We start from the raw sequence: 21,748 nt of genomic DNA, 5'->3' as shown, positions 1-21,748 counted from the left end.
GGCCAGCGCAGGTGGGCGTTGGTGTGCGCGAGGTGGATGGGTGGTCCTCCCCGGCCAGCTCGGATGCGGGCGTCAGCCAGTTCTTTCCGGCGGTGCTGCTGTCGCTGACCTGGCCGCGGGTGCCCAAAGCCGGTGTCATCGCGGGCGTCCTCGTCGGCGAGGTGTTCGCGTTCGCCCTGATCACCACCGGGTCACAACGTCATCTTTGGACTGAGCACCGGATTGGTTGACATGGTGCTGAACTGCACCGTCACCGTCACCGTCACCGTCACCGTCACCGTCACCGTCACCGTCACCGTCACCGTCACCGTCACCGTCACCGTCAGCTTGCTGACCGCGGCACCGCGCCCGGATCGCCGAACCCACGCCGGTGTCCGCATAGGACGGAGGGAACCAGATGCGTGCCAAGTTAACCGCAGCGGCCGTGCAGGGCGAGATCGAATACCTGGACCCGCCGGGAACGCCGAGCGTTTCGCCTAGCGGGTGCACGAAGAAGCCGACGACGGTGCGGAGCTGACCGTGCTGCCGGAGCTCGCCAACATCGGCTATCCTGCCAGCGCCGAAACAGATCGCCATTGTCTCGGACGAGATCTACCGCGATCTCGCAACGGCGACCAGGTGTCCAGCGCGGCGGCCATGCTGCCGGACCGGTGCTTCCTTGATGACGCTGCGTAGCGGCGACCCGACCGCGTTGCCCTGGATCGAGGACGCGCTCGCGCAGCTGACCACCGCACTGGACGCGATCCGGAAATCCTGAGCTCCCAACGGGAAAGGCGCCGGGACCGCACGGTCCCGGCGCCTCTTCCGGCTGGCCGTGATCAGCCCATCTTGGGGTGGTCGACGGCCGGCGCGTTGACGCAGTTGTTGATCTGCGGCGACAGCAGCGACACCACGGCGCCGAGGACGGCGACGTTGTTGCCGCAGGCCTGCACTGGGACGGCGCTGGCGTTGTTGTCGTCCAGCAGGTTGACGCCGTGGTTGTTCGCGCTGTCGGCGAAGGCCGGGGCGGCGATTGCCATCATCGCCGCGGCCGTCGTGGCAACACCAGCAATCGCTGCACCGATACGCACTGTGCTTCTCCTTAGGTGACTGAACATTCAGCCGGTCATACCGCGCGACGCCGGGAAATCGCGGGAAGACGCCCCGTACGAAGGCGACCGCGCGGCAGAGTCTGCGCGAGGCCATCGGCGAAGTCGAACCGAATCGTGTGTTTCCGCACAAGTTCCCACCATGGAGTGATTTATTCCAATGTGGGCGTTATTCGAGCGTTGCAGGAGAACGAAAAAGTGGCCCCGGAGCCAAATCCGGGACCACTCGATCGGATCGTCGATCAGCGCAGCGGGCGGGTGACGCTGTCGATCGTCGGGAGCTGCCCGGTGATCCGGTGCACCGGAGCCTGCGGGAGGCGACCGGTGGCCTGCTGGGTGAGGTCGTTCGCCGCCGTGCCCAAGCCGCCGTTCAGCTCGGAGGTCACCGGAAGTTTGCCGACCGCTGGCAGGAGCCTCGCCGCCTGCGGCAGGGCGACCGGTGCACCGGGGCGCAGGTCGTTCTGCAAGACGGGAGCAACGGCACCGACTGGGTTGGCCAGCGGTTCCGTCTCGTAGCCCTGGGCGGCGGTCAGGTCGATCGCGGTGTCCAGCGCCGACGTGCCCTGGTGGCCGGGCTCGCGCGGGCCGACCTCGGTGTCCAGCAAAGCGGCGTTCGGTACGCGTTCGGTGACGACGCCGAGGTGGTTCGGGACCACCGAACCACCGACGACCGGCCGGGTCTTGGTCATCTGCTCGACGCGGGTGGTCTCGGCGAAGACATGCCCGAGCACCTGGTTCGGCTTTCCAGGGGCGAGCAGCGGGCGGCCGTCCCGCAACTCGCCGCCCATTCCGTGGGCCGTGGTCGTGATGTCCGCGCCCACCTTCTTGACCAGGTTTTGGGTGTTCACGTGCAGTTCGGTGTCCGCGCACGGAGCCTTGGTCGGGCCGTACCCGGGGCCGTCCTGCAGCTGGCAGGCGTTCAACGGGGCGAGGACCCCGATTTGGTCCGGAACGGACGACAGGTCCGGCTTCGGGAGGGCGGTGCTCTCCGCGGTAGCGGTGGCACCGGTCCCGACTGCGGCGAACCCCGCGGCCACAACGGCTGCCTTCACTTTGCGCGTGGTCCAGGGGCGCAAGATTTGTTCTCCTTGGGTCTGACGTGTTGGCACGGCTGACTCGGTATCGGAGACCCCTCTGCCGATCTTGAGCCCATACCCAACCCAATCGCCTGAACGAGTGGGTTTCACGCAGACTCACGGCGTTCACTGAGCGACAGAATCCTGCAAACCGCCGCCTCGGGCCCGCGTCCGGAGCCCCTCGGGGACCGGCGCCGGCAAGCACCGGAAATGGCGCCCCGCTCGGCGGATGGCAGGAAGGTTCCCATGCTCCGGAAACGCGGGACGGCGTCCGGTGGGGATGACAGGAAGGTTCCCATGCTGCAACGGCACGAGAGGTGTGCTGGCAGGCGTTAGGTGACAGGAAGGTTCCCTTGCTGCGGAAACGCCGGGAGCTATTGGCACGCGGGTGACAGGAAGGTTCCCTTGCTCCAAGGCGAGCCCGGATGCGCGGTGGGTTTCCTGTGCGTGTCGGGGCGGCCGGATGTGTCAGAGGTCCGGGGTGAGGCTGGGGGCGAACAGTTCCATCAGGTGGCTCGTGGCTTGCTCCGCGGTGATATCCGGGCGGCGGTCCCGCCACAGGGCGAGCCGCTCGCAGGCGCCGATGATCGCCTCCGTAAACGCCTCCAGCCGCACCGGATCGAGGTCTGGGCGCGCGGCCCCGAGCAGTCCGGAGGTGAATTCCACCTGTTGCGTCCGGATCGCTTCCAGTTCGGTGCTCACCGATGCGCTCGGGACCGCGGACTCGTTGCGCAGCAGGGCCCAGGCCTGGGTGTGTTCGTCGCTGAACTTGAAGAACGCCAGCAAGCAGTCGTGCAGCAACTGCTCGGGGGTGTCGGCGCCGGCAGCCGCGACCGTGGTGGCTTCCAGAAGTTCGCGCTTGGACCGCTGCAGGCAGGCGAGCAGCAGCCCTTCCTTCGAACCGAAGTACTCGTACAGCATCGGCTTGGACAGGCCAACCCGCGCCGCGATGTCGTCCATCGACGTGCCCTGGTAGCCGTCTGTTGCGAACACCTGCTCGGCGACGGCAAGGATCTGCCGTTCCCGCTCGGCTCGGGGCATCCGCTTGCGTCCGGTGATCGGTGCCTGCTGCGTCTCCACGAAAATTACCCTACCGTAAGTAACCTACCCACAGTAAGCTACTGTTGAGTAGATTGGTCATGCTGGGGTCCGGAGGAGGACCTGATGGCGCAACGGCAAACGCGGGGCCAGCGCAGTTACCAGACCACGGTGATCATCGTCGGGTCCGGTTCCTCCGGGCTCGGGATGGCGATCCGGCTCAAGCAAGCCGGGATCGGCGACTTTCATCGTGCTGGAGAAGGCCGCAGACCTCGGCGGCACCTGGCGGGACAACACCTATCCGGGCTGCGCCTGCGACGTGCCGTCCCTGATGTACTCCTTCTCATTCGAGCAGAACCCGTCCTGGTCCCGGATGTTCGCCAGGCAGGGCGAAATCTCCGACTACCTGCAGCACTGCGCGGACAAATGCCAGGTGCGCGGCCACACCACTATGGCGTGGAGTTCACCGGCGCCGAATACGACGAGTGCAAGGGCACCTGGACGGTGTCCACCGCGGACGGAACTGAGTAATTCGGTCGCGCGCTGATGTCCGGCGTCGGCGCCCTGCGCATCCCGAGCTACCCGGAACTGCCCGGCCTGGAGAGCTTCGAGGGTGAGGTGTTCCACTCTGCCGAGTGGAACCACGACTACGACCTTGAGACAAGCGGGTCGCGGTGATCGGCGCCGATGCCAGCGCCATCCAGTTCGTGCCGCGCATCGCCAAGAAGGCTCTCAACTGCAGCTGTCCAGCGCACTCCGCCGTGGGTCCAGCCAAAACCGGACCGGCCCATCCCGGAGTCGGTGCAGCGCCTTTTCCGCAACGCTCCACTGGTCCAGCGGGCTGCCCGCGCGGCGCTGTACTGGGTGCCGGAAGCGCGCTACTTCGCGGTGTTCAACCGCCGCCTCGGCAAGTTCGTCGAGCAGCTGACCAAGCGCTACGTCCGCAAGGCCGTCAAAGACCCGAGGCTGCGCGCCGCGGTGACGCCGGACGACGCCATGGGCTGCAAGCGGATCCTGCTCTGTATCGACTACCCGGCGCTGAACCTGTCCAATGTAGACGTGATGACCACTGGGGTGGCCGAGGTCAGGCCGCAATCCGTGCTGACTGGCGACGGACAGGAGCACCCTGTCGACGCGATCACCTACGGTACCGGCTTCCACGTCGCCGACGCGTTCGACCACCTGAGCATCGTCGACGGCGACGGACGCAAGCTCTTCCTGCTGAGGCCCAACACCGGGCTCGGCCACAACTCCGTGGTGTTCATGATCGAGTCGCAGATCAACTATGTGCTCAGCTGTCTGCGGCCGGTCTGCCGCGGCAAGCTGGGGAAGATCGACGTGCGGCAGTCGGTGCAGGACTCCTTCAACTCCGACATCCAGACCGCGCTCGCCGACGCGGTGTGGTCGGCCGGTGGCTGCCGGAGCTGGTACCTCGACGAGAACGGCGTCAACCGCACGATCCGGCCCGGATTCACCTGGAAGTACTGGCTGCGAACCCGGAAGGCGGACCTGGCCGACTACGGACGACGGTCCGCCAATCCCGTTGAAGCTTCGCACGGGCGTTCGATATAGTGGTGGCGTCACTGTCTAGCAGCCCCGACCGGGGCTCACCCTTGAGCAAGGGGCGGCGATGTCACCGCTGTCGTCCGACGAACTCCGTGAACTCCGCGAAGAACTGAGCACCGGAACCACCCCGACGGTGTGGTTCACCGGTTCGGCCGTAGGCGTCCCGGAAGGCCGATCCGGCAAGGTCGTCGCGCTCGGCGAACCAGCTGAAGGCGACTTCATCCAAGTCCGCCCGGCCGGATCGAAGGACGTGCTGTCCTTCTCGGCCACCGAGGTCACGAAGGTTAAACCACCCCGCAAGAAAGCGGCACCACCCGAGCCACCCGCGAAGCCCGCGGCGAAGCCGCGGATGGCCGACGCTCCACCGGCGAAGCCGCCGGTGGGACGGGCGAAGCCGACTGCGGAGCAGGCGAAACCAGCGGCTCCGGCAAAGCCCCGCGCCGCTGCGGCCTCGGCTCCCGCGGGTGCCTCGACGTCGGCGAAGCCGGCCGGGGACGCGGCGCCACGCCGCAAGCCGCGGCAGGCGAAGCCGATCGGCGGAGCGACGGTGACGCTGACAGCCGACCAGGACGGTCAGTGGAGCGTCGAGGTCAGCACCGGCAAGAAGCGCGTGGTGCGCCCGACACCGGTCGCCGCGAACGCCGTCGCCCAAGCCGCGAAGGCGCTGCACGACGACGTCGCGGCAGCCGTGGAACCGCTGGTCGACGCCGCCCGCGAACAGCAGCGCGCTCGCGTCGAGCAACTGCGCGCGGAACTCGCCGCGGCGCAGGCGGCGCTCGACGAACTGGGGTCCTGAATCCCGCGGCGCTGAGCCGGATTGCCACGTCCGAAGCTCGCCAGCATCGGTCCTCGTCCTCCGATTCACTCATGTCAGGCAAGAAGCCTGGTCGTGGTGAAGAGGGGGTTCGTTGATCGGACCGGCACCACAGGTGCGCGGGTCCAACTGGCAGCTCGCCGCGCTGCTGGGCGGGATTGTCCTCGGCAATGTGGACATAGCCATCGCCGCGCCGTCGATCCGCGATGACCTGTCCGCATCGGGCCTTCAGCAGGGACGTGGTGAGGCCGCCTACTCGGGCCTGGTCCTGGTGTCTTGGGTGATGGCTTTCGGAGTGTCGGGTCAGCTGCTCAGCCGACTGCCCCGCCTACCTCCGGAGACCGGTGGCACCGATCGGAAGCCTGCTGCTCGCCACCGCATTCGCCGGGATTGGCGCTTGCCGGTGGTGGCCGGTCACGTCCAACGGGGGCCTGCTGATCGCCCTGCTCGGCCTCGGTGGGTTGGGGTATGGAGCGGCGTTCAGCGCCACGCTCGACCACGTGACAAGCATCGTCGAAACCCGCCACGCGCCTGACGTGAGTGGACTGTTCAACACAATCCTGCAGATCGGCGGGGTGGTGGGAGTCGCTGTTTTCGGCACGGTCTACCTGGATCTGGCGCCAACCAGCGGCCCTGCAGCGGTATCCGCCTTCAGCACCGTCACCTTCGCACTCGCGGCTTTGGCCCTAGCGGCAGCGGCATGCGCCAACAAACGATCAGCAGCGCCCGAACCCCAGTCCCGTCGGGGGAGCTGATGTGAGCATGGGAACCTTCCTGTCACCTACCACCCAGGGAACCTACCGCGACCAGGTCTTTTCCATGGTGTCCGTAAGACGAGCGGCGCTCGCGATGCGCGGATGCAGTCGACGAGCGCCGCTCACGGCTGATCGATTGGTCGGGATTCGATGTCGGTGGTCGCCGTCATGGTCTGCTGGCCGCGGTCGGTCGGCGGGTTCCGGTCGTAGGCGGCGGGTCGAGTGGCCGGCCTGGCCGCTGGCGACCGACGAGAGGATCCCTTCGAGTCCGATGTAGACCGCTCGGGTCAGCATCCCGCGATGCTTGCTCGCCGAGGGTCTGGGGCTGGCCGCGCACCGAACAGCACCACGCCGCTGCCGTTGAGCTGGAACGCGCCGAGTCCGGTGCCCGGCAGGTTGATGTCCTGCGGGTAGAGGATGATGTCGCCGAAGTCGGGGGTCTTGCTGGCCGCGGCCTGCAGCGCGTTGTATGCGGCCACGTTGAGCTGTTTGGAGTACTCCGGACGGTCGGCTGCCAGGGTCAGCACGCGCATCCGGTTCATGCAGAACTCCTCGCCGTCGCCGTGACGCCCCAGCCAAACCGATCACGACCAAAGCCACAATCGGCCATGAGTGGGCATCTCGGACTCTTGGAGCCGGATGGACAAAAGTTGGCTGCACGCCTATCAAGAACTGGTGCGAATCCCGGAAGAACCCCGCGTCAAGGACACAACAGCGTTGCAGCATCGGTCTTTTCGGCATCTGCTGGTAGCGACCGTCGGCGGGTTTGCGGGATACGTGCTGCTGCTTCCGGTCCTCCCGCTATGGGCGGTAACGGGCGGTGCTGGTGAGGTTGCGGCCGGCGCGACCAACGCCGTTTTCATGCTGGTGACAGTTCTGACCCAGCTCGGCATGCCATGGCTGCTCAAACGCATCGACCACCGCGTTGCTTTCGCCTCGGGCACGATGCTGATCGGCTTGCCGACCCCGTTGTACGCGCTGTCCAGCGACCTGTGGCTGCTGCTCGGTGTTTCCAGCATGCGAGGAGTCGGCTTCGGCCTCCTCACGGTGACCGGCGCAGCGCTGGTGGTCGAGCTCGTACCCGCTGCGCAACGCGGCCGGGCGGCTGGGCTCTACGGGTTGTCGGTCGGCCTGCCAAACGTTCTGTTCCTCCCCGCTGGCGTGTGGTTGACGCAGCAGATCGGATTCGGCCCGCTGTTCTGGATCGCTGGTGCCCTGCCCGCGGCGGCCACCGCTGCCGTGCTGGGGATGTCGCGGGTGCGGGCCAAACCCGCGCAGCGCTCGGGCACCTCCACGTTCCCCCTCGCGTTGCTGCCGTCCTGGATCGTCATGACCGCTGCAGCGGTGGCGGCTGGCGGGCTCACGGCGTTCCTGCCGCTGGCAGTCGCCGGGTCGGTGGTCCCAGCCGCGCTGATGGCCTTCGGCGCATCCGCGATGCTGGGCCGGTGGGCAGCAGGACAGCTAGGCGACCGGCTCGGCCAACACCGCGTCCTGGTCCCCGCCGTGCTGCTGGCAGGCCTGGGCACGGGCTTGCTCGCGGTTGCGGCGTGGGGAGCCGACCCGCTCGCCCTGCTCGGCGCGGCCGCCTTCGGAGCCGGGTTCGGTGCGGTGCAGAACATCACCCTGGTCGTGATGTTCGAACGAACCGAGTCCGGGCCCGCCAGCACCGCGTGGAACATCGCCTACGACGCGGGCCACGGCCTCGGCGCCATCGGTTTCGGCGCCCTGGTCACCCTGTCCGGCTACCCGACGACCTTCGCGGTCGCGGCGATCCTCATCACCATCTGCATCCCCCTGACGACCGCCCGCCGCAGGCGGAGCTGAGAGCAAGGGAACCTTCCTGTCACCAGCGGCTGCCGTCGGCGTTCACCGCAAATGCAGGGCCGGTCCTGCCGCGTGCCTTGGACAGGCCGAAAACGTGCAGCATGGGAAGCTTCCTGCCATCCGGTGCACGAGTGGTGATTGAGAAGGGCCGGATACTGGCCGACGAGCGGTGACAGGAAGGTTCCCTTGCTCACGCCAGCCGGTGAGGTTGTGGTGTGTTTTTGGACACAAGTGCCGCGTGATTTCAGCGCGCCGGATCGTGATTCATGAGGCGAGTGTGCACGGCGCTGTGACGGGGGCTGTGACGACGCCGGGCCGCCCCGCCTGCTCGGGACCGCCTACAATGCGGGGCGTGTACCGCAGCCTGTTGACTCCGCGTTGGCTGCTTTTGCACGCGCTGTTCGTCGTGGCCACGGTCGCCACCGGTTTCCTGGCCGTGTGGCAGTGGGATCGTGCGCACGAAGCTGGGGGGGGCTTCCAGAACCTCGGCTACGCGCTGCAGTGGCCGCTGTTCGGCGTGTTCACGATCTTCTTGTGGATCCGCCTGACGCGCATGGAGGTGCACCGCGGTGACGAGGCAGAACCGGAAGCTGCAGTTCAGGAAGAGGCGGTCGGACCGGAGGTCACCGAGAAGGCGCCGCCCGTAATGCGGCGGAAGCGGCCGCTCGTGCCGCCACCGGCGCCGCCGGTCGATGCTGGGGATGATCCGGAACTCGCCGCCTACAACCAGTACCTGGCGGAGTTGAACGAGTCGGATCGGCGCGCTAGCTGAACGTGATGTTGCCCTTGATCTCGCGCGCCTGAATCAGGTTGTTGACCTCGCCGTGGTTCACGTTGACCACGCCGTCGTCGGCGGCCGAGATGGCTTTGTGCACTTCGGCGCCTTCGGCGCGCAGCTGCTCGGCGAAAGCGGCATCCTCTCCGCAAACCTGGTCCAGCCGTTCGGCCAGGGCTTTGATCTGCGGCTTACCCGCGGACTCCTGCTCGGCGGCTTCGAGCGCGGCCTGCGTCTCCGGATCGTTCTGCGACCTGCGGCGCACGAGCTCGCGTACCTTCACCAGGGCCTGGCTTCCGGCTTTGCCCAGCGCGGTGGCAACCTGACCGGCGAGCGCGGTGGCCAGGGAATCCAGGAACGGGTCGGTCATTTTTCCTCCGCGTGATCAACTACGCCTGGTCACCAAGTGTAGTGATCTGATCCGGACCCGTGGGGTTGTCGGCCAGGACTCGGCCATTTGGTGCAGCGCCGCCGGGATCGGCGGATGTGATATCAACGAATCGACTGACAGCAAAGAGAAACAGGTGTCGACTGGTTTCGCGTGTGCGGGTCGGCGGTAAGCTCGTCGGCCAGTCGGTGGATGGACAAGACGGGGCCTGGGTGGGCACTGCGCCCCGCGATCGGTGGTCAAGTCGTTTGGACACTTGGTGATTGGGGCTGGCGTGCGCAGCGGCGTGCTGTTGAAGATGTTCGGGCTGTGCGTCCTGGCCGGCGTGCTGGTAGCGGCGTTGCTGCTGCCGATGGCGACCGGTGCCGGGGCGATGGTCAACCAGACGAGCGACGCCATGTCCAGAATGTCAGGTTCCCTGGCGAGGCGGGACATGCCGCAGGTAACCACCGTCACGGACAAGGACGGCGCGCCGATCGCGTACTTCTTCAAGGACTACCGCATCGAAACGCCGCCGGACCAGATCTCGGACACCATGAAGGCCGCGATCACTGCGGTCGAGGACAAGCGCTTCTGGGACCACGGCGGCGTCGACTGGCACGGCACCATGCGTGCGCTGGCGACCAACGTCAGCAGCGGTTCGGCCGCGCAGGGTGCATCCACGATCACCCAGCAGTACGTGAAGAACTACCTCGTGCACGTCGCGGCGAACAACGCGGTGGAGGCCGAGAAGGCCAAGGAATCGACGGTCGCCCGAAAGCTCCGCGAGGCGAAGATCGCCGTCGAACTCGAACACACCATGACCAAGGAGGAAATCCTCACCGGATACCTCAACGTGGTGCCCTTCGGCAACCAGACGTTCGGCGTCGGTGCGGCGGCCCAGACCTACTTCGGCACCACCTCCGACAAGCTGACCATCGCCCAGGCCGCGCTGCTCGCCGCGATCGTCAACCAGCCGGGCTCGCTGAACCCCAACAGCAACCCGCAAGACGCGATGCAACGGCGCAACCTCGTGATCGACCTGATGGCGGACCCGAACAACAACATCCGCATCACCAAGGAAGACGCGGAAATCGCCAAGAAGGAGCCGCTCGGCGTGATGTCGCCTCTCGGGCGGCCGCCGAACGGCTGCGTCGGCGTCGGCGACGGTGCCACCGACGGTTTCTTCTGCACCTACCTCGTCGACTACCTCGACCGGCTCGGCATCGAAAGCGACAAGCTGAAGAGCGGCGGCTACACAATTCGCACCACTCTCGACCGCAAGGCCACCGACGCGGCCAAGGCCGCCGCCGAAGCGCAGGTGCCTACCCAGACCGAGGGCATCGCGAACGCGATGGCGATGGTCGAACCAGGCAAGGACAAGCACAAGGTCCGGGCGCTGGTCGCCAACCGCGACTACGGCAACGACGCGAGCAAGGGCCAGACGGCCTACGACATCGTCAGCAGGGTGCAGCCCTTCGGTGCTGGCTCGATCTACAAGGTGTTCACAGCGGCCTCCGCGATCGAACAAGGCATGAGCATCTACGACACGCTCGACGTGCCGCCGTCCTACACGTCCCGCGTGTACAAGAACGGGACCGCGCCGTACACCGTCTCGAACGCTGACGGGGTGCAGCCGGGGCCGAGGACGCTGCAGATGGCGTTGGCCACGTCCCCGAACACGGCGTTCGTGGCATTGCAGGAGAGGGCCGGACTCAACAACGTCGTTGACATGGCCGCGCGTCTTGGGCTGCGGAACGGGATGACCGGCGTCAACACCAGCGGCCAGGGCCTGAAGCCCGACGGCTCGAACGGCCCGTCCCAGGCCGACGCGATCAAGAAGGGCAACCGCGGCGCATTCACCCTCGGCTACACCCCGACGAGCGTGCTGGAACTGTCCAACGTCGCCGCAACGATCATGAGCGACGGCGTCTACTGCCCGCCGACGCCGATCGAAGAGATCAAGGACCGGCACGGCAACCCCGTGCAGCTCAATGAACCCGGCTGCGAGCAGGCCGTGTCCCCGCAGGTCGCGGCGGCGCTGGCCCAGGGCATGAGCAAGGACGACACCGACGGCACGTCGCGCGCGGCAGCGCAGAGCGTCGGCTGGAACCGCCCCATGATCGGCAAGACCGGGACGACCCAACTCCACCAGTCCGCGGGGTTCTTGGCGGCAACCCCGCAGATGGCGGGTGCGGTCCTGACCTACGCTGACGGGAACAGCCCCCAAGGGATCTGCGACGGCGGTGGCGACGCGCCCCCGTACCTGTGCGGCAAGAACGGCGGCAACATCTACGGCGGCAAGGTGCCGGCCCGAACCTGGTTTGCCGCGATGACGAAGGTCCACGAAGGCCTACCGGCAGCACCGCTGCCGGGCACCCCGTAAGGGATCTGACGCAGATGAGGTCCGTGCCCGCTCGTTCGGCGGGCACGGACCTTTTTCGATGCCGAGCCAGGTTGAGAGGACCGGCTCGCGGACGCGGCGCTGCGGTCGGCGCAGGCCTGCGAGCGTGCCAGAGAAGCGCCTTCACAGCGATCTCCGGATGTACCTCCGCCTGGTTCCCGAATTGATCACTTCTGCGGGTGGAGGGGTGAGCATGGGAACTTTTCTGCCACCCGTGACAGGAAAGTTCCCATGCTCACAGCAGGTGTGACCCTCAGCAGGAGCTCAGAAAGGGTTGGCAAAATGCTGACGTGAACACCGAGCATGACCGGGTCGATGTCCGGGGCGTTGTCAGTTTCGTCGCAATTGCCTATGTGCCGGCATGGCTGTTGACCTTGCCGCTGTGGTTGACCGGCGAAGGACTGTCGTGGAATTGGGCACCGCTCATTCTCGTGATCATGATGTTCATGCCCGCAGTCGCGGCGTTAGTGGTCAACAAGTGGATCAGCCCACGACCGAAATTGCTGCGCAGCCTGGGAATCACAAACCCCGGCGGCATCAAGAAATGGTGGCCTTATGTCCTGATCGCCTGGTTGGGGCCTCCACTGGTCATGGCCCTCGCACTGCTGGTGGGCTATCTGCTGGGGGTCTACCAAGCCGACTGGACAGGTTTCTCCGGACTCGCAGAACAGACCGGGCCCACAGTGGTGGGTTCGGCACCGCAAACGCCACCCGGGATGATCGCGCTCATCCAGATCGCAATGGTCTTCGGACTGGGCTGGTTGCAGATCATTCCCGCGCTCGGTGAAGAACTGGGGTGGCGTGGCTACCTCACTCAGGCGCTGCTGCCCCTCGGGCAGTCCGGCGTGTTCCTCACGACCGGGGTGCTCTGGGGTCTCTGGCACGTGCCGGTGCTGATCCTCGGCTACAACTACCCGACGCTCCCGATCGTGGTGGCGGTCATCATGATGGTGTGCTTCTGCACCCTGGTGGGGACGTTGCTCGGCTGGCTCAGGCTCGTTTCGCGCAGTGTCTGGCCGCCGACGATCGCCCATGGATTCCTCAATGCGGCGGCTGGTTTGGGCACGGTTTTCAGCATGGCCGGACATCCCGTCGACAACGGATCAGTGGGCCTTCTCGGGTGGACCGGATGGATCGTGCTCGTCCTGCTCATCCTGGTCCTCGTAATGCTAGGGAAACTGCCGGTGCAGTTTCCTGCAGAGATGGTCGGAATCACCCGAGGAGTCAACCGGCGCAGTCGACGCTGACGACTCCACGAGAGCATGGGAACCTTCCTGTCGCTCATCGAGGAACAAGCCGACTGGCGGAAATGCTGCACCACCGCGATTTGGCGGAGTGAAAGCATGGGGGCATGACGAGTCTGCTGCCCTCCACCCAGCGCGCACTGTTGCGGCGTCTGGCAGTGGAACAGAGTGAAAACCGTGTCCCCTCGTTGATCGCGGGGCTGATCCGCGATGGTGAGACGATCTGGGTGGACACCCGCGGACAGGTCGGCGGTCGGCCCTCCACAACGGACACCCAGTACCGAGTTGGTTCGATCACGAAAACCTTCGTCGCGGTACTGGTGATGCGGCTGCGCGACGAGAGTCGTCTCGACCTCGCCGACAAGCTCGACGAGTACGTGCCGGGCACCTCGATCGGAAAGCAAAGCATCGGCCAGATCCTCTCGCATTCGAGTGGGCTGACTGCGGAACCCGCTGGGCAGTGGTGGGAGCGAACCCCGGGCGGCAGCGCCGACGAACTGCTGTCCACCATCGACGAACACGCACGGCGCCCGACACCTCGGCACGGCTTCCACTACTCCAACGTCGGCTTCGGGGTGCTGGGCGAGCTCGTATCCCGGTTGCGCGGAGCTCCGTGGGGTGAGGTCCTGCAAAGCGAGATCCTCGAACCGCTCGGCATGAAACGGACCACGCTGAGCCCCGTCGCGCCGCACGCGGAGGGGTTCGCCGTGCACCCGTGGGCGGACGTGGTCCTTCCTGAGCCAGCCGAGGATGCGGGGGCGATGGCCCCTGCCGGCCAGCTGTGGTCGACCTTCGAAGACATGGCCAGCTGGGCGCGTTTCGTGAGTGGCGACACCGGCGAGGTGCTGCACCCAGCCACGGTTGCCGAGATGCGGTTGCCCGGGTCGGTCGACGATGGCCCCGAATGGCGGGGCGGCTACGGGCTCGGATTGCAGCTGATGCGACACCGCGGACGTCGACTGGCCGGGCACACCGGCTCGATGCCCGGCTTCCTGGCGACTGTTTGGACAGACCCCGCCGAAGCCACCGGCGTGATCTTCATGGCCAACACCACAGCAGGTGTCACAGGGGCATTGGCGACCGATCTGCTGGATTTGCTCGCAGAACACGAGCCACGGATCCCGGCCGCGTGGGAGCCCCGCGGAGACGTGGACCTGCAACTCCTGGAGCTCACCGGCCAGTGGTATTGGGGCCCGACACCTTATGCGCTGCGGGTTCTTCGCGATGGGCTGCTCGACCTCTCGCCGTGGCAGGGACGCGGGCGAGCCTCACGATTCCGGGCCAACCCGGATGGCACCTGGACCGGATTGGACGGCTACTACGCAGGAGAGATCCTGCGCGTGGGCCGGGACGAAAGCGGTGTTCCCACGCACCTGGACCTGAACACGTTCATCTTCACCCGCACTCCGTACGACTCTGATGCCCCGGTCCCCGGCGGCGTAGCCGGCTGGCGCCCAGCGCGGTAACCCCCGGCTGGGAGCGTGAGCATGGGAACCTTCCTGTCACGGCCATGACAGGAAGGTTCCCATGCTTCAACAGCCGGAGCCGCTATCCAGACGAGGTATTCCGGCCTCGATTTCGGCGGGTGGTGCCGTCGCTGCACTGCGGAAACGGTGTGGGGCATCCTGATTGGTATGCCCGCAGACCTGCCCGTCACCACCCGCTGGACCATTCCTGCGGCCGAGCTATCCGAACGCTTCTCGCGATCCTCCGGTCCTGGTGGGCAGGGTGTTAACACGACGGACTCGCGGGTCGAACTTTCCTTCGATCTAGCTCGCTCAGCGTCGGTCCCAGAACTCCTACGGCAACGTTCGATGGAGCGCCTCGCTCACCGCCTCGTCAATGGCGTGATCACGATTGCGGCCTCGGAGTATCGCGCGCAGCTCGCAAACCGCGAAGCGGCGCGGGAACGGCTGGCAAAACTGCTAGCCGAGTCCGTCGCTCCACCCGCCCCCAAACGGCGCCGCACCAAGCCGACCAAGGGATCGCAGCAGCGCCGTCTCGCTGGTAAAAAGCGGCGCGGCGAGGTGAAGCGGCAGCGTCGTCGAGGTGATCCCGGCGACGGCTGACGTGTGCCGCCGGTGTTCGCAACTAGCCTCGGGACAGGACTAACGCAGAAGGGACATTGCTGATGCGTACGGCTTGGGTCTTGCCGGGTGGCTCCACCTTCGGAGCAATCCAGGCCGGCCTCGTTATGGCATTGTTCGAGGCCGGTGTCGAACCCGACCTGCTCGTCGGGACCTCCGCTGGCTCGCTGAACGCAGCATGGTTTGCCGGCGACCCGACGCCTCGTGGGGCGGCAAAACTCCGCGAGCTCTGGATGTCGATGCGGCGCACGGATGTCTTCCCGATCCAACCCACGCGGATATTCGCGGGGAAACTCGGCTTGTCGAACCACGTGATGGGCAACCACGGGTTGGCGTGCTGGCTGCACAACAACCTGCCGTTTCGCCGGTTGGAGGACGCGCAGATCCCGGTGACCGTGACCGCAACCGATCTGGACACCGGTGAGCCGGTGTATTTCGAAAGCGGTCCGGCGCTTCCTCCGCTGGTCGCGTCGTGCTCGATTCCTGGGATGTTCCCGCCGGTGAAGGTTGGGGACCGTTGGCTGGTGGACGGTGGCCCGGCGGCGTTCATGCCCATCAGCCGCGCTGTTGAGCGCGGGGCGGAGCGTGTTTTCGTGCTGCCGTGCGGCGGCACTGAACCGTTCGAATTCAACCGGCGCAGGCGCGGGATCGGTTCGATCGCGACCTGGCCACCGCCGAAGACGCCGCCGAGGTCGGTCGGCGGAGTGAACGGCGCAGCGCTCGGGGCAGCGATGGTGTCTGCCGCGCGGCTTGAGATGCAGTTGAACGCGACGCGCTGCGAGCTCTACGTGGTGCCCGCCCCATCGGTGGTGGGCCTCTCGCCGTATTCGTTCGCGCACGCGGGTGCCCTGATCGACGCTTCTTGGGAGATCGCCAAACGGTGGTATCCCACAGCCAAGCCAGTGCCATCCGGACCCGTCGACATCGGTGGCAACTCGAGCACCAGCGGTCGGTTCGGGGTTTCCGAATCAGCTCCCAACGCCCAATGACCCGTCGATGAGAGCAAAGGAACCTCCCTGCCAGCTGGTCGGAAGGTTCCCTTGCACTCGAAAGTCACGCCCGCGGTGATACTGCTTCGGATAGTTCATCCACGGCGAGTCGTTCCGGTGGTGCGGTAGCGGGGCGCGCGAGAGTCACCGCAAGGTTGACCATGATGTTGACCGCGAGCCTGAGCAATCCGACGTTGATCCCAAGCCAGGGTCGTTGCCGGTGACAACGAGCACGGCGACAACGACCACTCCAGCTGCGAGCCCGGAGGCAGCGCCCGCGGTCGACATGCGTTTCCAGAGCAAACTGATCAGCACTACCGGAAGGAGTTGTGCCAGGCCTTGGTAGGAGAGGACTGACAACTGCACCAGGGTGCTTGGCGAGATGAAGGTGAACACCAACGCCACCAGCCCGACGAGGAAGGTGACCAGTTGGGACAACTGCTTCTGATGTGGTGCCGTTCGGGGATGCACGCCGAGGACGGACCGCCCCCACATCGTGCCGATCACGGGCATGAAGACCGCCATCGGGACGATCGATGACAACGCCCCGGCGACCCCGACGAGGCCGACCAGCCAAGCCGGCATCGAGTCGACGACGAGCTTGAACATCGCCAGGTTGGAATCCTCAAGCCCAGGAACCACGAACACCGCGGCCAAACCCAAAAGGATCGGAACGAACAACAACACCTGGTAGAAAGGCATGATGATCGCGTTGCGGCGAAGCACACCCGGATTCTTCGCCCCCAGGTAACCGGCCACAGTGGTCGGAAAGATCGTGTAGACGACACCGTTGAGCAGACCCGTTGTGGCGAACCACAGGATGCCCAGGGACTCCGTGCCTTGACCTGGCAGTACGAGCCATTCGGGGCATCGGACAAACCCGCTGCGGCGAACCCTGCCGAGTTCAGCACACCCCAATGGGCACCGATGTTGATCAGAAGTACCGGATGGGTATAGGTGACCTCGTCGAGGTCCGCGCGGGTCAGCGGGTTGCCACCAGTCGACTTTCCGTGGTCGTAGCGAGTCCCGAGCACCCACTGCCCGGGAAGCGTGTCGCGGGCGCCGCCCCTGAGCTCATCAAGCAAAGCAACATGAGATCTCGCCGCCGACACGTCGACGCCCCGCTGGTTCGCAGCCATCATCGTCGGATGCTGGTGAGCGTCGTTGAACCCCGGAACGATCGTCGCGTCTCCGAAGTCCACCAGCTCGGCTTCAGGCATGCGGCGGCGCAGGTCACCGAGATCACCGACGCCGACAATCCATTCGCCCAGGCTCGCCAGAGCGGGCCGACCCGCATCCACGTGCGGCTGGTCGGCCATTGCGACGAGCCGGCGGGCAGTGACCAGAGTGGGTGGTTGTCCAGCGCTTGCCACAGCACCTCCCACGACGCGGTCGATGCCTGGCATGCTGCCCCGGAAACCCGTCGAGCACCAGCCCCGGACCCAATGCCATGGACCCTCAGGCCGCGTTCGGTTCACGCAGAGCCGCTGGTGGCGCGCCACCTGACTGGACACCCCGGAACGGCGTTGGTGAGTCCTTGAACGTGCGGAGAATTGCACGTGGCACTGCTGTTCCGCGCCTGCTGCCGAGCTCCATCTCGGCGACGAGGTCCTCGAACCGGCAGAGATTCTCCTGCTGAATCGCCTCGAACAGCAGGCTTTCCGTCACGGTCCAGGTCTGCCAAGTACGGGCACCATCCATGACTGCCCGCACCGGAGGGGCGACCGGAATACCGTTGACATGAATTGGTTTCGGTAGTCGAGTTGTCCGTTCGAATTTCGTTCCGGGGTAGCTCTGGACCCTGCGGCGGTGCGGGATCAGCACGTGAATGTCCGCCTCTTCCGGGGGAGTTCTCAACCCGAGCAGCCGTGCGGCGTGCAGGCCCGTGATCATCGCTCCGGGCCCGGCACGTAGTAGCGCCGCGTTGATGCGATCTCTGATCGTCGGTGGTCCTGGCACGATGAGCAGGACGCCAGGAGCGAGCCGCGTCCAGGGCCCGCCGGGGCGAGCCTGACGATACGACGTCGACTGAGAGATCCCGAGATTCTCCAGCTCGACGACGCGAAGAACCCGTCGATCGGTGCACGGCATGACTGAGCTTTTGGTGACCGTTGTACGCATGCCAAGCACTATCCAGCATGCCAAGTCGATAGCTTCGCTGATTGCCCAGATTCGGTACTGTGTCGGGCACCCTTTTTTGAGCAGCGGACTGCTAGGGCGCGAGCATGGGAACTTTCCTGCCATCCGATGAAAGGAAGGTTCCCATGCTCCTAGCCTGAGTTTCCCCGCTAGCTGATTGCTCGACAGCATTTCCCTTGGGGCGCTTAGGTTTCGACCCGGCCCACTGTATTACCCAGTACGGCAGCGGCCAGTCCCGACGGCCCATGGCGTAACATCGAGTTTCCGCGGCCTCACCGATGTGACCTGCGAGCACGCCACAGCGGTGATCGAGCGAGTTGGGTAATACGCTGGGGATCATGAAACGTGCCCTCTGATCAGCCGAAACTCTGATGTTGATCTGTTAAGAGGGACACTCAGGCTAGCCGTTCGGCGCCCGGCCAACGGGTTGGTTTCCGACGAAGTCAACAGCTGGCACAAAGGTAGTTCTCAGATTTGCACGGCACTGTTGGTGCCATGACAGCAGCTGGTTCCGGCGGAGCGCCGGAGTACAGAGATGGCATGCAGCACACACCGGGGCAGGAAACCGCTCCTACCGAATCATTCGGCCCTGCAGCCGGACCGCTGCCGGGCACCCCGAGTACCTACCGGGCCAATCCCGGGACCGCGGAGCCCCGACGTTGGAAAGGCGTGGTCGCGGCTGCGCTGATCGCCGGAGTGATCGGGGAGGCATCGGGGTCGGTGGCGGAATGATCATCTCTGATGGTGGTGGCTCCAGCCTCGTGCTTTCGCAGCATGACCCTGTTACCGGCACCCAGATCAACGCTCAGACCGGCACCGTGCAGTACGCGGCTGGTAAAGCATCGTCGAGCACGGTCGACATCATTGTTCGCGGCAGCCGAAGCGGTTCGGAAGGAACCGGCGTGGTGTTGACCCCGGACGGATACGTGCTGACCAACAACCACGTGATCGGTTCTGGCGGCGAGATCACCGTTACCCTGCCCGACGGGACGACGAGAAGCGCAAGCGTCGTTGGCACCTCACCCTCATACGACCTGGCGGTTATCAAGCTCAACGGGGCGAGTGGGTTAACCCCAGCGGAACTCGGCAAGTCCTCAGAGCTGACGGTTGGGCAGCCCGTCGTCGCCATCGGCTCGCCATTGGGGCTAGAGGGAACGGTTACCTCGGGGATCGTCAGCGCGCTGAACCGAACCGTCGAAGTGCAGGGGGAGGACGGCCAGCCCGTCATCTACAACGGCATTCAGACCGATGCGTCGATCAACTCGGGCAACTCGGGCGGCCCACTGGTGAACGTGGACGGCCAGGTGATCGGCATCAACACCAGCATCGTTTCCAACAGCAGCTCCTCGGGAAACATCGGACTGGGGTTCGCGATCCCGATCGACACGGCGAGCCGCATCGCGAACGAACTCATCAGCGGTGGCGTGGCGTCAAAGCCCCAACTCGGTGTCACCGGAACCAACAGCCAGTCGGGAGCAGCGACCATCAACTCGGTCGTGCCCGGTTCTGCCGCAGACCGTGCAGGCATCAAGGCAGGGGAGACGATCGTCAAAATCGACAACCGGGCGGTCAGCAGCTTCTCGGACCTGGTTGCCCAGGTCAGCGCCCACGCGCCTGGCTCGAAGGTCACCCTCACCGTCGCGGACTCCGCAGGCGGCAACCAGCGGCCCGTTGATGTCGCCTTGGGCAGCGAACAGGACAAGACCGCTGAAACAGCCGACGACGCACGGTTCCAGCAGCAAAGCCCATTCACGTGGCCGAACGGCCAGCTACCAGGTGACAGGTAGGAGTGCGGTAGGGGGATCCTGCCTGGGATGACCGTAAGGTTCCCTTGCTGCACCAGACTAGGCGGTGCGGCGCAGCCACCAGTGCATGGCGTACTCGACCAGCCGGATCAGTGCTTGCTTGGTGGATTCGCGGTTTCTGGCGTCGCAGGTGACGATCGGGACGTCGGCTGGAATCGCGATGGCTTCCCGGACCTCTTCGACGCGGTGGAGCAGGGTTCCGTCGAAGCAGTTGAGCCCTACGATGTAGGGCAGTCGGCGGTCTTCGAAGAAGTCGATGGCTGAGAAGCAGTCCGCAAGGCGCCGGGTGTCGACGAGCACCACGGCGCCGATCGCGCCCCGGACCAAGTCGTCCCACATGAACCAGAAGCGCTGCTGGCCGGGGGTTCCGAAAAGGTAGAGGATCAGATCGGAATCCAGCGACAACCTGCCGAAGTCCATGGCCACCGTCGTGGTGTTCTTGTTCGGGGTGGCGTGCAGGTCGTCGATGCCTTTGCTGGCTTCGGTCATGACGGCCTCAGTGGTCAGCGGAACGATCTCCGACACGGAACCGACGAAGGTGGTTTTGCCGACTCCGAAGCCACCCGCGACGACGATCTTCGCCGAGGTCGCGGTCGTGGACCGACCACCGGTTTGCGCGGGACAGGATCGCGTTTCAGGTGTCATGTCTGCCAACCTCAGGTATCGAGTCGAGCGGGCGTCTGCGGTTCGCGAGCTGCTCCATGAGATCCGCGCCCGGACGTTCAGAGCCGGCGAAGCCCACCAAGAACCCTTTCCATCAACAACAAGTGCCGTTTGCTGCCGTTTTCGCTCACTGTTCGGTGCACCATGATCAGGCCGAGGTCGGCCATGTCGCCGAGCAGGACCTTCGCCACGCCGAGCGGAACGTTCAGCAGCGCAGCGATTTCCGCCACCGAACGCGGATGCTGGCACAGCTCGGCGACCGAGTGGTGTTCGAGCCTCTGTAGCCTCCCCGGTGGACCCGATTCGCTGGTGGACACCAGGGTTTCCAGCTCCAGCCGGTGATTCGACCGGGTGCGCCCACCCGTCCATGTGTATGGCCGGATGTAGGTGGCTGCAGCTTCGAACTCCTGGGGGTTCGCTTGCTCACGAGCCGCGGACAGGGCCGTGAGGTCGACCGGTTCGGACGACGGCCAGGGCGGCTCCGGAGTCGGCGGTGCCGATTCCTGCGGTTCGGGCTCGTCGCGAGCCCGTTTGCGGCGGCGCCCGCGACGGCCGCTGTCGAGGGTGAACCGGTTGAAGACCTCGGCCATGGCGTCAGCTTCGGGTGACTCTCGGTCATCCCAGCGGTGTCGCCCGGACGAGTCCGGACCTGTGCTCATGCCGTCCTCACACCGACTGGCCGGTCATCACCCGATTCGTTCCCTGCAGTTGGGAGCGCAGTTCGGGGGTCAGGATCTGGCCGACTCGCTCCACCAGCAAAGCCATTTCGTAGGCGATCAGGCCCATGTCGCAGTGCGGCGCGGCCAGCACCGTCAGGCACGAGCCGTCGCTGATCGCCATCTGCAGCATGAGACCGCGTTCCATTTCAACCACGGTTTCGTTCACGGCCCCGGCTTCGAAGCATCGCGCCGCGCCTTGGGTGAGGCTGAGCAGCCCTGATGCGACCGCCGCGAGTTGGTCGGCCCGGTCGGTGGGCAGTCTCGCGGATGCCGTCAGCAGCAGCCCGTCGGCTGAGACGACCACGGCGTGCGCCACGCCTGGAACTCTCTCGGTGAAGTCCGTGACCAGCCAGCCGAATTGGTTCGGTTGGGAGTTTTGGGCGTTCATCGGCCCT

At 65.8% G+C, this 21,748-nt stretch carries 21 protein-coding genes and 2 pseudogenes; 11 read left to right on the top strand and 12 right to left on the bottom strand.

What is annotated here, in order from left to right:
• Positions 1-191: 191 nt before the first annotated feature.
• From ACRXBZ_RS13795 to ACRXBZ_RS13780, 4 genes are all read right to left on the bottom strand, one after another.
• Positions 192-320, bottom strand: coding sequence for a hypothetical protein (locus ACRXBZ_RS13795; RefSeq protein WP_433879469.1), 129 nt, complete (start codon positions 318-320; stop codon positions 192-194).
• A gap of 498 nt (positions 321-818) precedes the next feature.
• The gene (locus ACRXBZ_RS13790; RefSeq protein ID WP_433879468.1) at positions 819-1,070 is read right to left on the bottom strand and encodes a hypothetical protein; all 252 of its coding nucleotides are present in this window, start codon (positions 1,068-1,070) and stop codon (positions 819-821) included.
• Between the two features lie 260 nt (positions 1,071-1,330).
• Positions 1,331-2,164 (bottom strand): hypothetical protein, encoded by an 834-nt coding sequence (locus ACRXBZ_RS13785; RefSeq protein WP_433879467.1) that lies wholly within the window; start codon positions 2,162-2,164, stop codon positions 1,331-1,333.
• Positions 2,165-2,632: 468 nt separating this feature from the next.
• The gene (locus ACRXBZ_RS13780) at positions 2,633-3,244 is read right to left on the bottom strand and encodes a TetR/AcrR family transcriptional regulator (protein WP_433879466.1); all 612 of its coding nucleotides are present in this window, start codon (positions 3,242-3,244) and stop codon (positions 2,633-2,635) included.
• 84 nt (positions 3,245-3,328) lie between these two features.
• On the opposite strand from ACRXBZ_RS13780, the pseudogene ACRXBZ_RS13775 reads away from it, so the two are divergent.
• From ACRXBZ_RS13775 to ACRXBZ_RS13765, 3 genes and pseudogenes are all read left to right on the top strand, one after another.
• Positions 3,329-4,774 (top strand): annotated as a pseudogene (locus tag ACRXBZ_RS13775) (flavin-containing monooxygenase).
• A gap of 58 nt (positions 4,775-4,832) precedes the next feature.
• Positions 4,833-5,564, top strand: coding sequence for a DUF6319 family protein (locus ACRXBZ_RS13770; RefSeq protein ID WP_433879465.1), 732 nt, complete (start codon positions 4,833-4,835; stop codon positions 5,562-5,564).
• A gap of 362 nt (positions 5,565-5,926) precedes the next feature.
• Positions 5,927-6,337, top strand: coding sequence for a hypothetical protein (locus ACRXBZ_RS13765; protein WP_433879464.1), 411 nt, complete (start codon positions 5,927-5,929; stop codon positions 6,335-6,337).
• Between the two features lie 287 nt (positions 6,338-6,624).
• Here the strand turns inward: ACRXBZ_RS13765 and ACRXBZ_RS13760 are convergent, their stop codons facing one another.
• Positions 6,625-6,879 carry a hypothetical protein gene (locus ACRXBZ_RS13760; protein ID WP_433879463.1) on the bottom strand — a complete coding sequence of 85 codons (255 nt, stop codon included), beginning with the start codon at positions 6,877-6,879 and terminating at the stop codon, positions 6,625-6,627.
• A 97-nt stretch (positions 6,880-6,976) separates the two neighbouring features.
• Between ACRXBZ_RS13760 and ACRXBZ_RS13755 the strand changes: the two genes are divergently transcribed.
• Together ACRXBZ_RS13755 and ACRXBZ_RS13750 are read left to right on the top strand one after the other, a co-directional pair.
• The gene (locus tag ACRXBZ_RS13755) at positions 6,977-8,161 is read left to right on the top strand and encodes an MFS transporter (RefSeq protein ID WP_433879462.1); all 1,185 of its coding nucleotides are present in this window, start codon (positions 6,977-6,979) and stop codon (positions 8,159-8,161) included.
• A 343-nt stretch (positions 8,162-8,504) separates the two neighbouring features.
• Positions 8,505-8,933, top strand: coding sequence for a hypothetical protein (locus ACRXBZ_RS13750; protein WP_433879461.1), 429 nt, complete (start codon positions 8,505-8,507; stop codon positions 8,931-8,933).
• Here the strand turns inward: ACRXBZ_RS13750 and ACRXBZ_RS13745 are convergent.
• Positions 8,926-9,306: a hypothetical protein gene (locus ACRXBZ_RS13745; RefSeq protein ID WP_168585161.1), complete on the bottom strand. Its 381-nt coding sequence runs from the start codon at positions 9,304-9,306 to the stop codon at positions 8,926-8,928. The two genes, ACRXBZ_RS13750 and ACRXBZ_RS13745, sit on opposite strands and share 8 nt — an antisense overlap.
• Positions 9,307-9,622: 316 nt before the next feature.
• On the opposite strand from ACRXBZ_RS13745, the gene ACRXBZ_RS13740 reads away from it, so the two are divergent.
• The 5 genes from ACRXBZ_RS13740 to ACRXBZ_RS13720 all read left to right on the top strand — a co-directional run bounded on the left by ACRXBZ_RS13740 (position 9,623) and on the right by ACRXBZ_RS13720 (position 16,027).
• Positions 9,623-11,689, top strand: a complete 2,067-nt coding sequence (locus ACRXBZ_RS13740) for a transglycosylase domain-containing protein (RefSeq protein WP_433883871.1) — start codon at positions 9,623-9,625, stop codon at positions 11,687-11,689.
• 308 nt (positions 11,690-11,997) lie between these two features.
• Entirely contained in the window at positions 11,998-12,954 is a 957-nt protein-coding gene (locus ACRXBZ_RS13735; protein ID WP_433879460.1) for a CPBP family intramembrane glutamic endopeptidase, read from the top strand.
• 104 nt (positions 12,955-13,058) lie between these two features.
• Positions 13,059-14,417 (top strand): serine hydrolase domain-containing protein, encoded by a 1,359-nt coding sequence (locus tag ACRXBZ_RS13730; protein WP_433879459.1) that lies wholly within the window; start codon positions 13,059-13,061, stop codon positions 14,415-14,417.
• Positions 14,418-14,585: 168 nt separating this feature from the next.
• Positions 14,586-15,020: an alternative ribosome rescue aminoacyl-tRNA hydrolase ArfB gene (arfB, locus tag ACRXBZ_RS13725; RefSeq protein ID WP_433883870.1), complete on the top strand. Its 435-nt coding sequence runs from the start codon at positions 14,586-14,588 to the stop codon at positions 15,018-15,020.
• 62 nt (positions 15,021-15,082) lie between these two features.
• Positions 15,083-16,027, top strand: coding sequence for a patatin-like phospholipase family protein (locus ACRXBZ_RS13720; protein ID WP_433879458.1), 945 nt, complete (start codon positions 15,083-15,085; stop codon positions 16,025-16,027).
• A gap of 144 nt (positions 16,028-16,171) precedes the next feature.
• Here ACRXBZ_RS13720 and ACRXBZ_RS13715 read toward each other — a convergent pair whose 3' ends face one another.
• From ACRXBZ_RS13715 to ACRXBZ_RS13705, 3 genes and pseudogenes are all read right to left on the bottom strand, one after another.
• On the bottom strand, positions 16,172-16,945 hold the full coding sequence (locus ACRXBZ_RS13715; RefSeq protein WP_433884144.1) for a hypothetical protein: 774 nt from the start codon (positions 16,943-16,945) through the stop codon (positions 16,172-16,174).
• A gap of 14 nt (positions 16,946-16,959) precedes the next feature.
• A pseudogene (locus ACRXBZ_RS13710) lies at positions 16,960-17,247 on the bottom strand (amidohydrolase family protein); the annotation flags it as partial.
• 238 nt (positions 17,248-17,485) lie between these two features.
• Positions 17,486-17,920: a hypothetical protein gene (locus tag ACRXBZ_RS13705; RefSeq protein WP_433879457.1), complete on the bottom strand. Its 435-nt coding sequence runs from the start codon at positions 17,918-17,920 to the stop codon at positions 17,486-17,488.
• 974 nt (positions 17,921-18,894) lie between these two features.
• Between ACRXBZ_RS13705 and ACRXBZ_RS13700 the strand changes: the two genes are divergently transcribed.
• Positions 18,895-19,953 (top strand): S1C family serine protease, encoded by a 1,059-nt coding sequence (locus tag ACRXBZ_RS13700; protein WP_433879456.1) that lies wholly within the window; start codon positions 18,895-18,897, stop codon positions 19,951-19,953.
• Positions 19,954-20,010: 57 nt separating this feature from the next.
• Here the strand turns inward: ACRXBZ_RS13700 and ACRXBZ_RS13695 are convergent, their stop codons facing one another.
• The 3 genes from ACRXBZ_RS13695 to ACRXBZ_RS13685 all read right to left on the bottom strand — a co-directional run bounded on the left by ACRXBZ_RS13695 (position 20,011) and on the right by ACRXBZ_RS13685 (position 21,741).
• Complete coding sequence (locus ACRXBZ_RS13695) at positions 20,011-20,616, bottom strand: GTP-binding protein (protein ID WP_168585150.1); 606 nt, start codon at positions 20,614-20,616, stop codon at positions 20,011-20,013.
• Positions 20,617-20,693: 77 nt separating this feature from the next.
• Entirely contained in the window at positions 20,694-21,293 is a 600-nt protein-coding gene (locus tag ACRXBZ_RS13690; protein ID WP_433879455.1) for a DUF742 domain-containing protein, read from the bottom strand.
• Between the two features lie 7 nt (positions 21,294-21,300).
• Complete coding sequence (locus ACRXBZ_RS13685) at positions 21,301-21,741, bottom strand: roadblock/LC7 domain-containing protein (RefSeq protein ID WP_168585148.1); 441 nt, start codon at positions 21,739-21,741, stop codon at positions 21,301-21,303.
• Positions 21,742-21,748: the final 7 nt, after the last annotated feature.

This window comes from Saccharopolyspora hattusasensis, from assembly GCF_050972075.1.
Taxonomy (GTDB): Bacteria; Actinomycetota; Actinomycetes; order Mycobacteriales; family Pseudonocardiaceae; genus Saccharopolyspora; species Saccharopolyspora hattusasensis.
Note: the sequence above shows the minus strand (reverse complement) of the source record. Positions and strands in the feature narration are given on the sequence as shown.

What these genes read in the sequence shown, in the direction of transcription:
- ACRXBZ_RS13770 (WP_433879465.1), top strand. Translation starts at nt 4,833, where the DNA reads ATGTCACCGCTGTCGTCCGACGAACTCCGTGAACTCCGCGAAGAACTG.
- ACRXBZ_RS13760 (WP_433879463.1), bottom strand. Translation starts at nt 6,879, where the DNA reads ATGAACCGGATGCGCGTGCTGACCCTGGCAGCCGACCGTCCGGAGTAC.
- ACRXBZ_RS13755 (WP_433879462.1), top strand. Translation starts at nt 6,977, where the DNA reads ATGGACAAAAGTTGGCTGCACGCCTATCAAGAACTGGTGCGAATCCCG.
- ACRXBZ_RS13750 (WP_433879461.1), top strand. Translation starts at nt 8,505, where the DNA reads ATGCGGGGCGTGTACCGCAGCCTGTTGACTCCGCGTTGGCTGCTTTTG.
- ACRXBZ_RS13745 (WP_168585161.1), bottom strand. Translation starts at nt 9,306, where the DNA reads ATGACCGACCCGTTCCTGGATTCCCTGGCCACCGCGCTCGCCGGTCAG.
- ACRXBZ_RS13740 (WP_433883871.1), top strand. Translation starts at nt 9,623, where the DNA reads ATGTTCGGGCTGTGCGTCCTGGCCGGCGTGCTGGTAGCGGCGTTGCTG.
- ACRXBZ_RS13730 (WP_433879459.1), top strand. Translation starts at nt 13,059, where the DNA reads ATGACGAGTCTGCTGCCCTCCACCCAGCGCGCACTGTTGCGGCGTCTG.
- arfB (WP_433883870.1), top strand. Translation starts at nt 14,586, where the DNA reads ATGCCCGCAGACCTGCCCGTCACCACCCGCTGGACCATTCCTGCGGCC.
- ACRXBZ_RS13720 (WP_433879458.1), top strand. Translation starts at nt 15,083, where the DNA reads ATGCGTACGGCTTGGGTCTTGCCGGGTGGCTCCACCTTCGGAGCAATC.
- ACRXBZ_RS13705 (WP_433879457.1), bottom strand. Translation starts at nt 17,920, where the DNA reads ATGATCACGGGCCTGCACGCCGCACGGCTGCTCGGGTTGAGAACTCCC.
- ACRXBZ_RS13700 (WP_433879456.1), top strand. Translation starts at nt 18,895, where the DNA reads ATGATCATCTCTGATGGTGGTGGCTCCAGCCTCGTGCTTTCGCAGCAT.
- ACRXBZ_RS13695 (WP_168585150.1), bottom strand. Translation starts at nt 20,616, where the DNA reads ATGACACCTGAAACGCGATCCTGTCCCGCGCAAACCGGTGGTCGGTCC.
- ACRXBZ_RS13690 (WP_433879455.1), bottom strand. Translation starts at nt 21,293, where the DNA reads ATGAGCACAGGTCCGGACTCGTCCGGGCGACACCGCTGGGATGACCGA.
- ACRXBZ_RS13685 (WP_168585148.1), bottom strand. Translation starts at nt 21,741, where the DNA reads ATGAACGCCCAAAACTCCCAACCGAACCAATTCGGCTGGCTGGTCACG.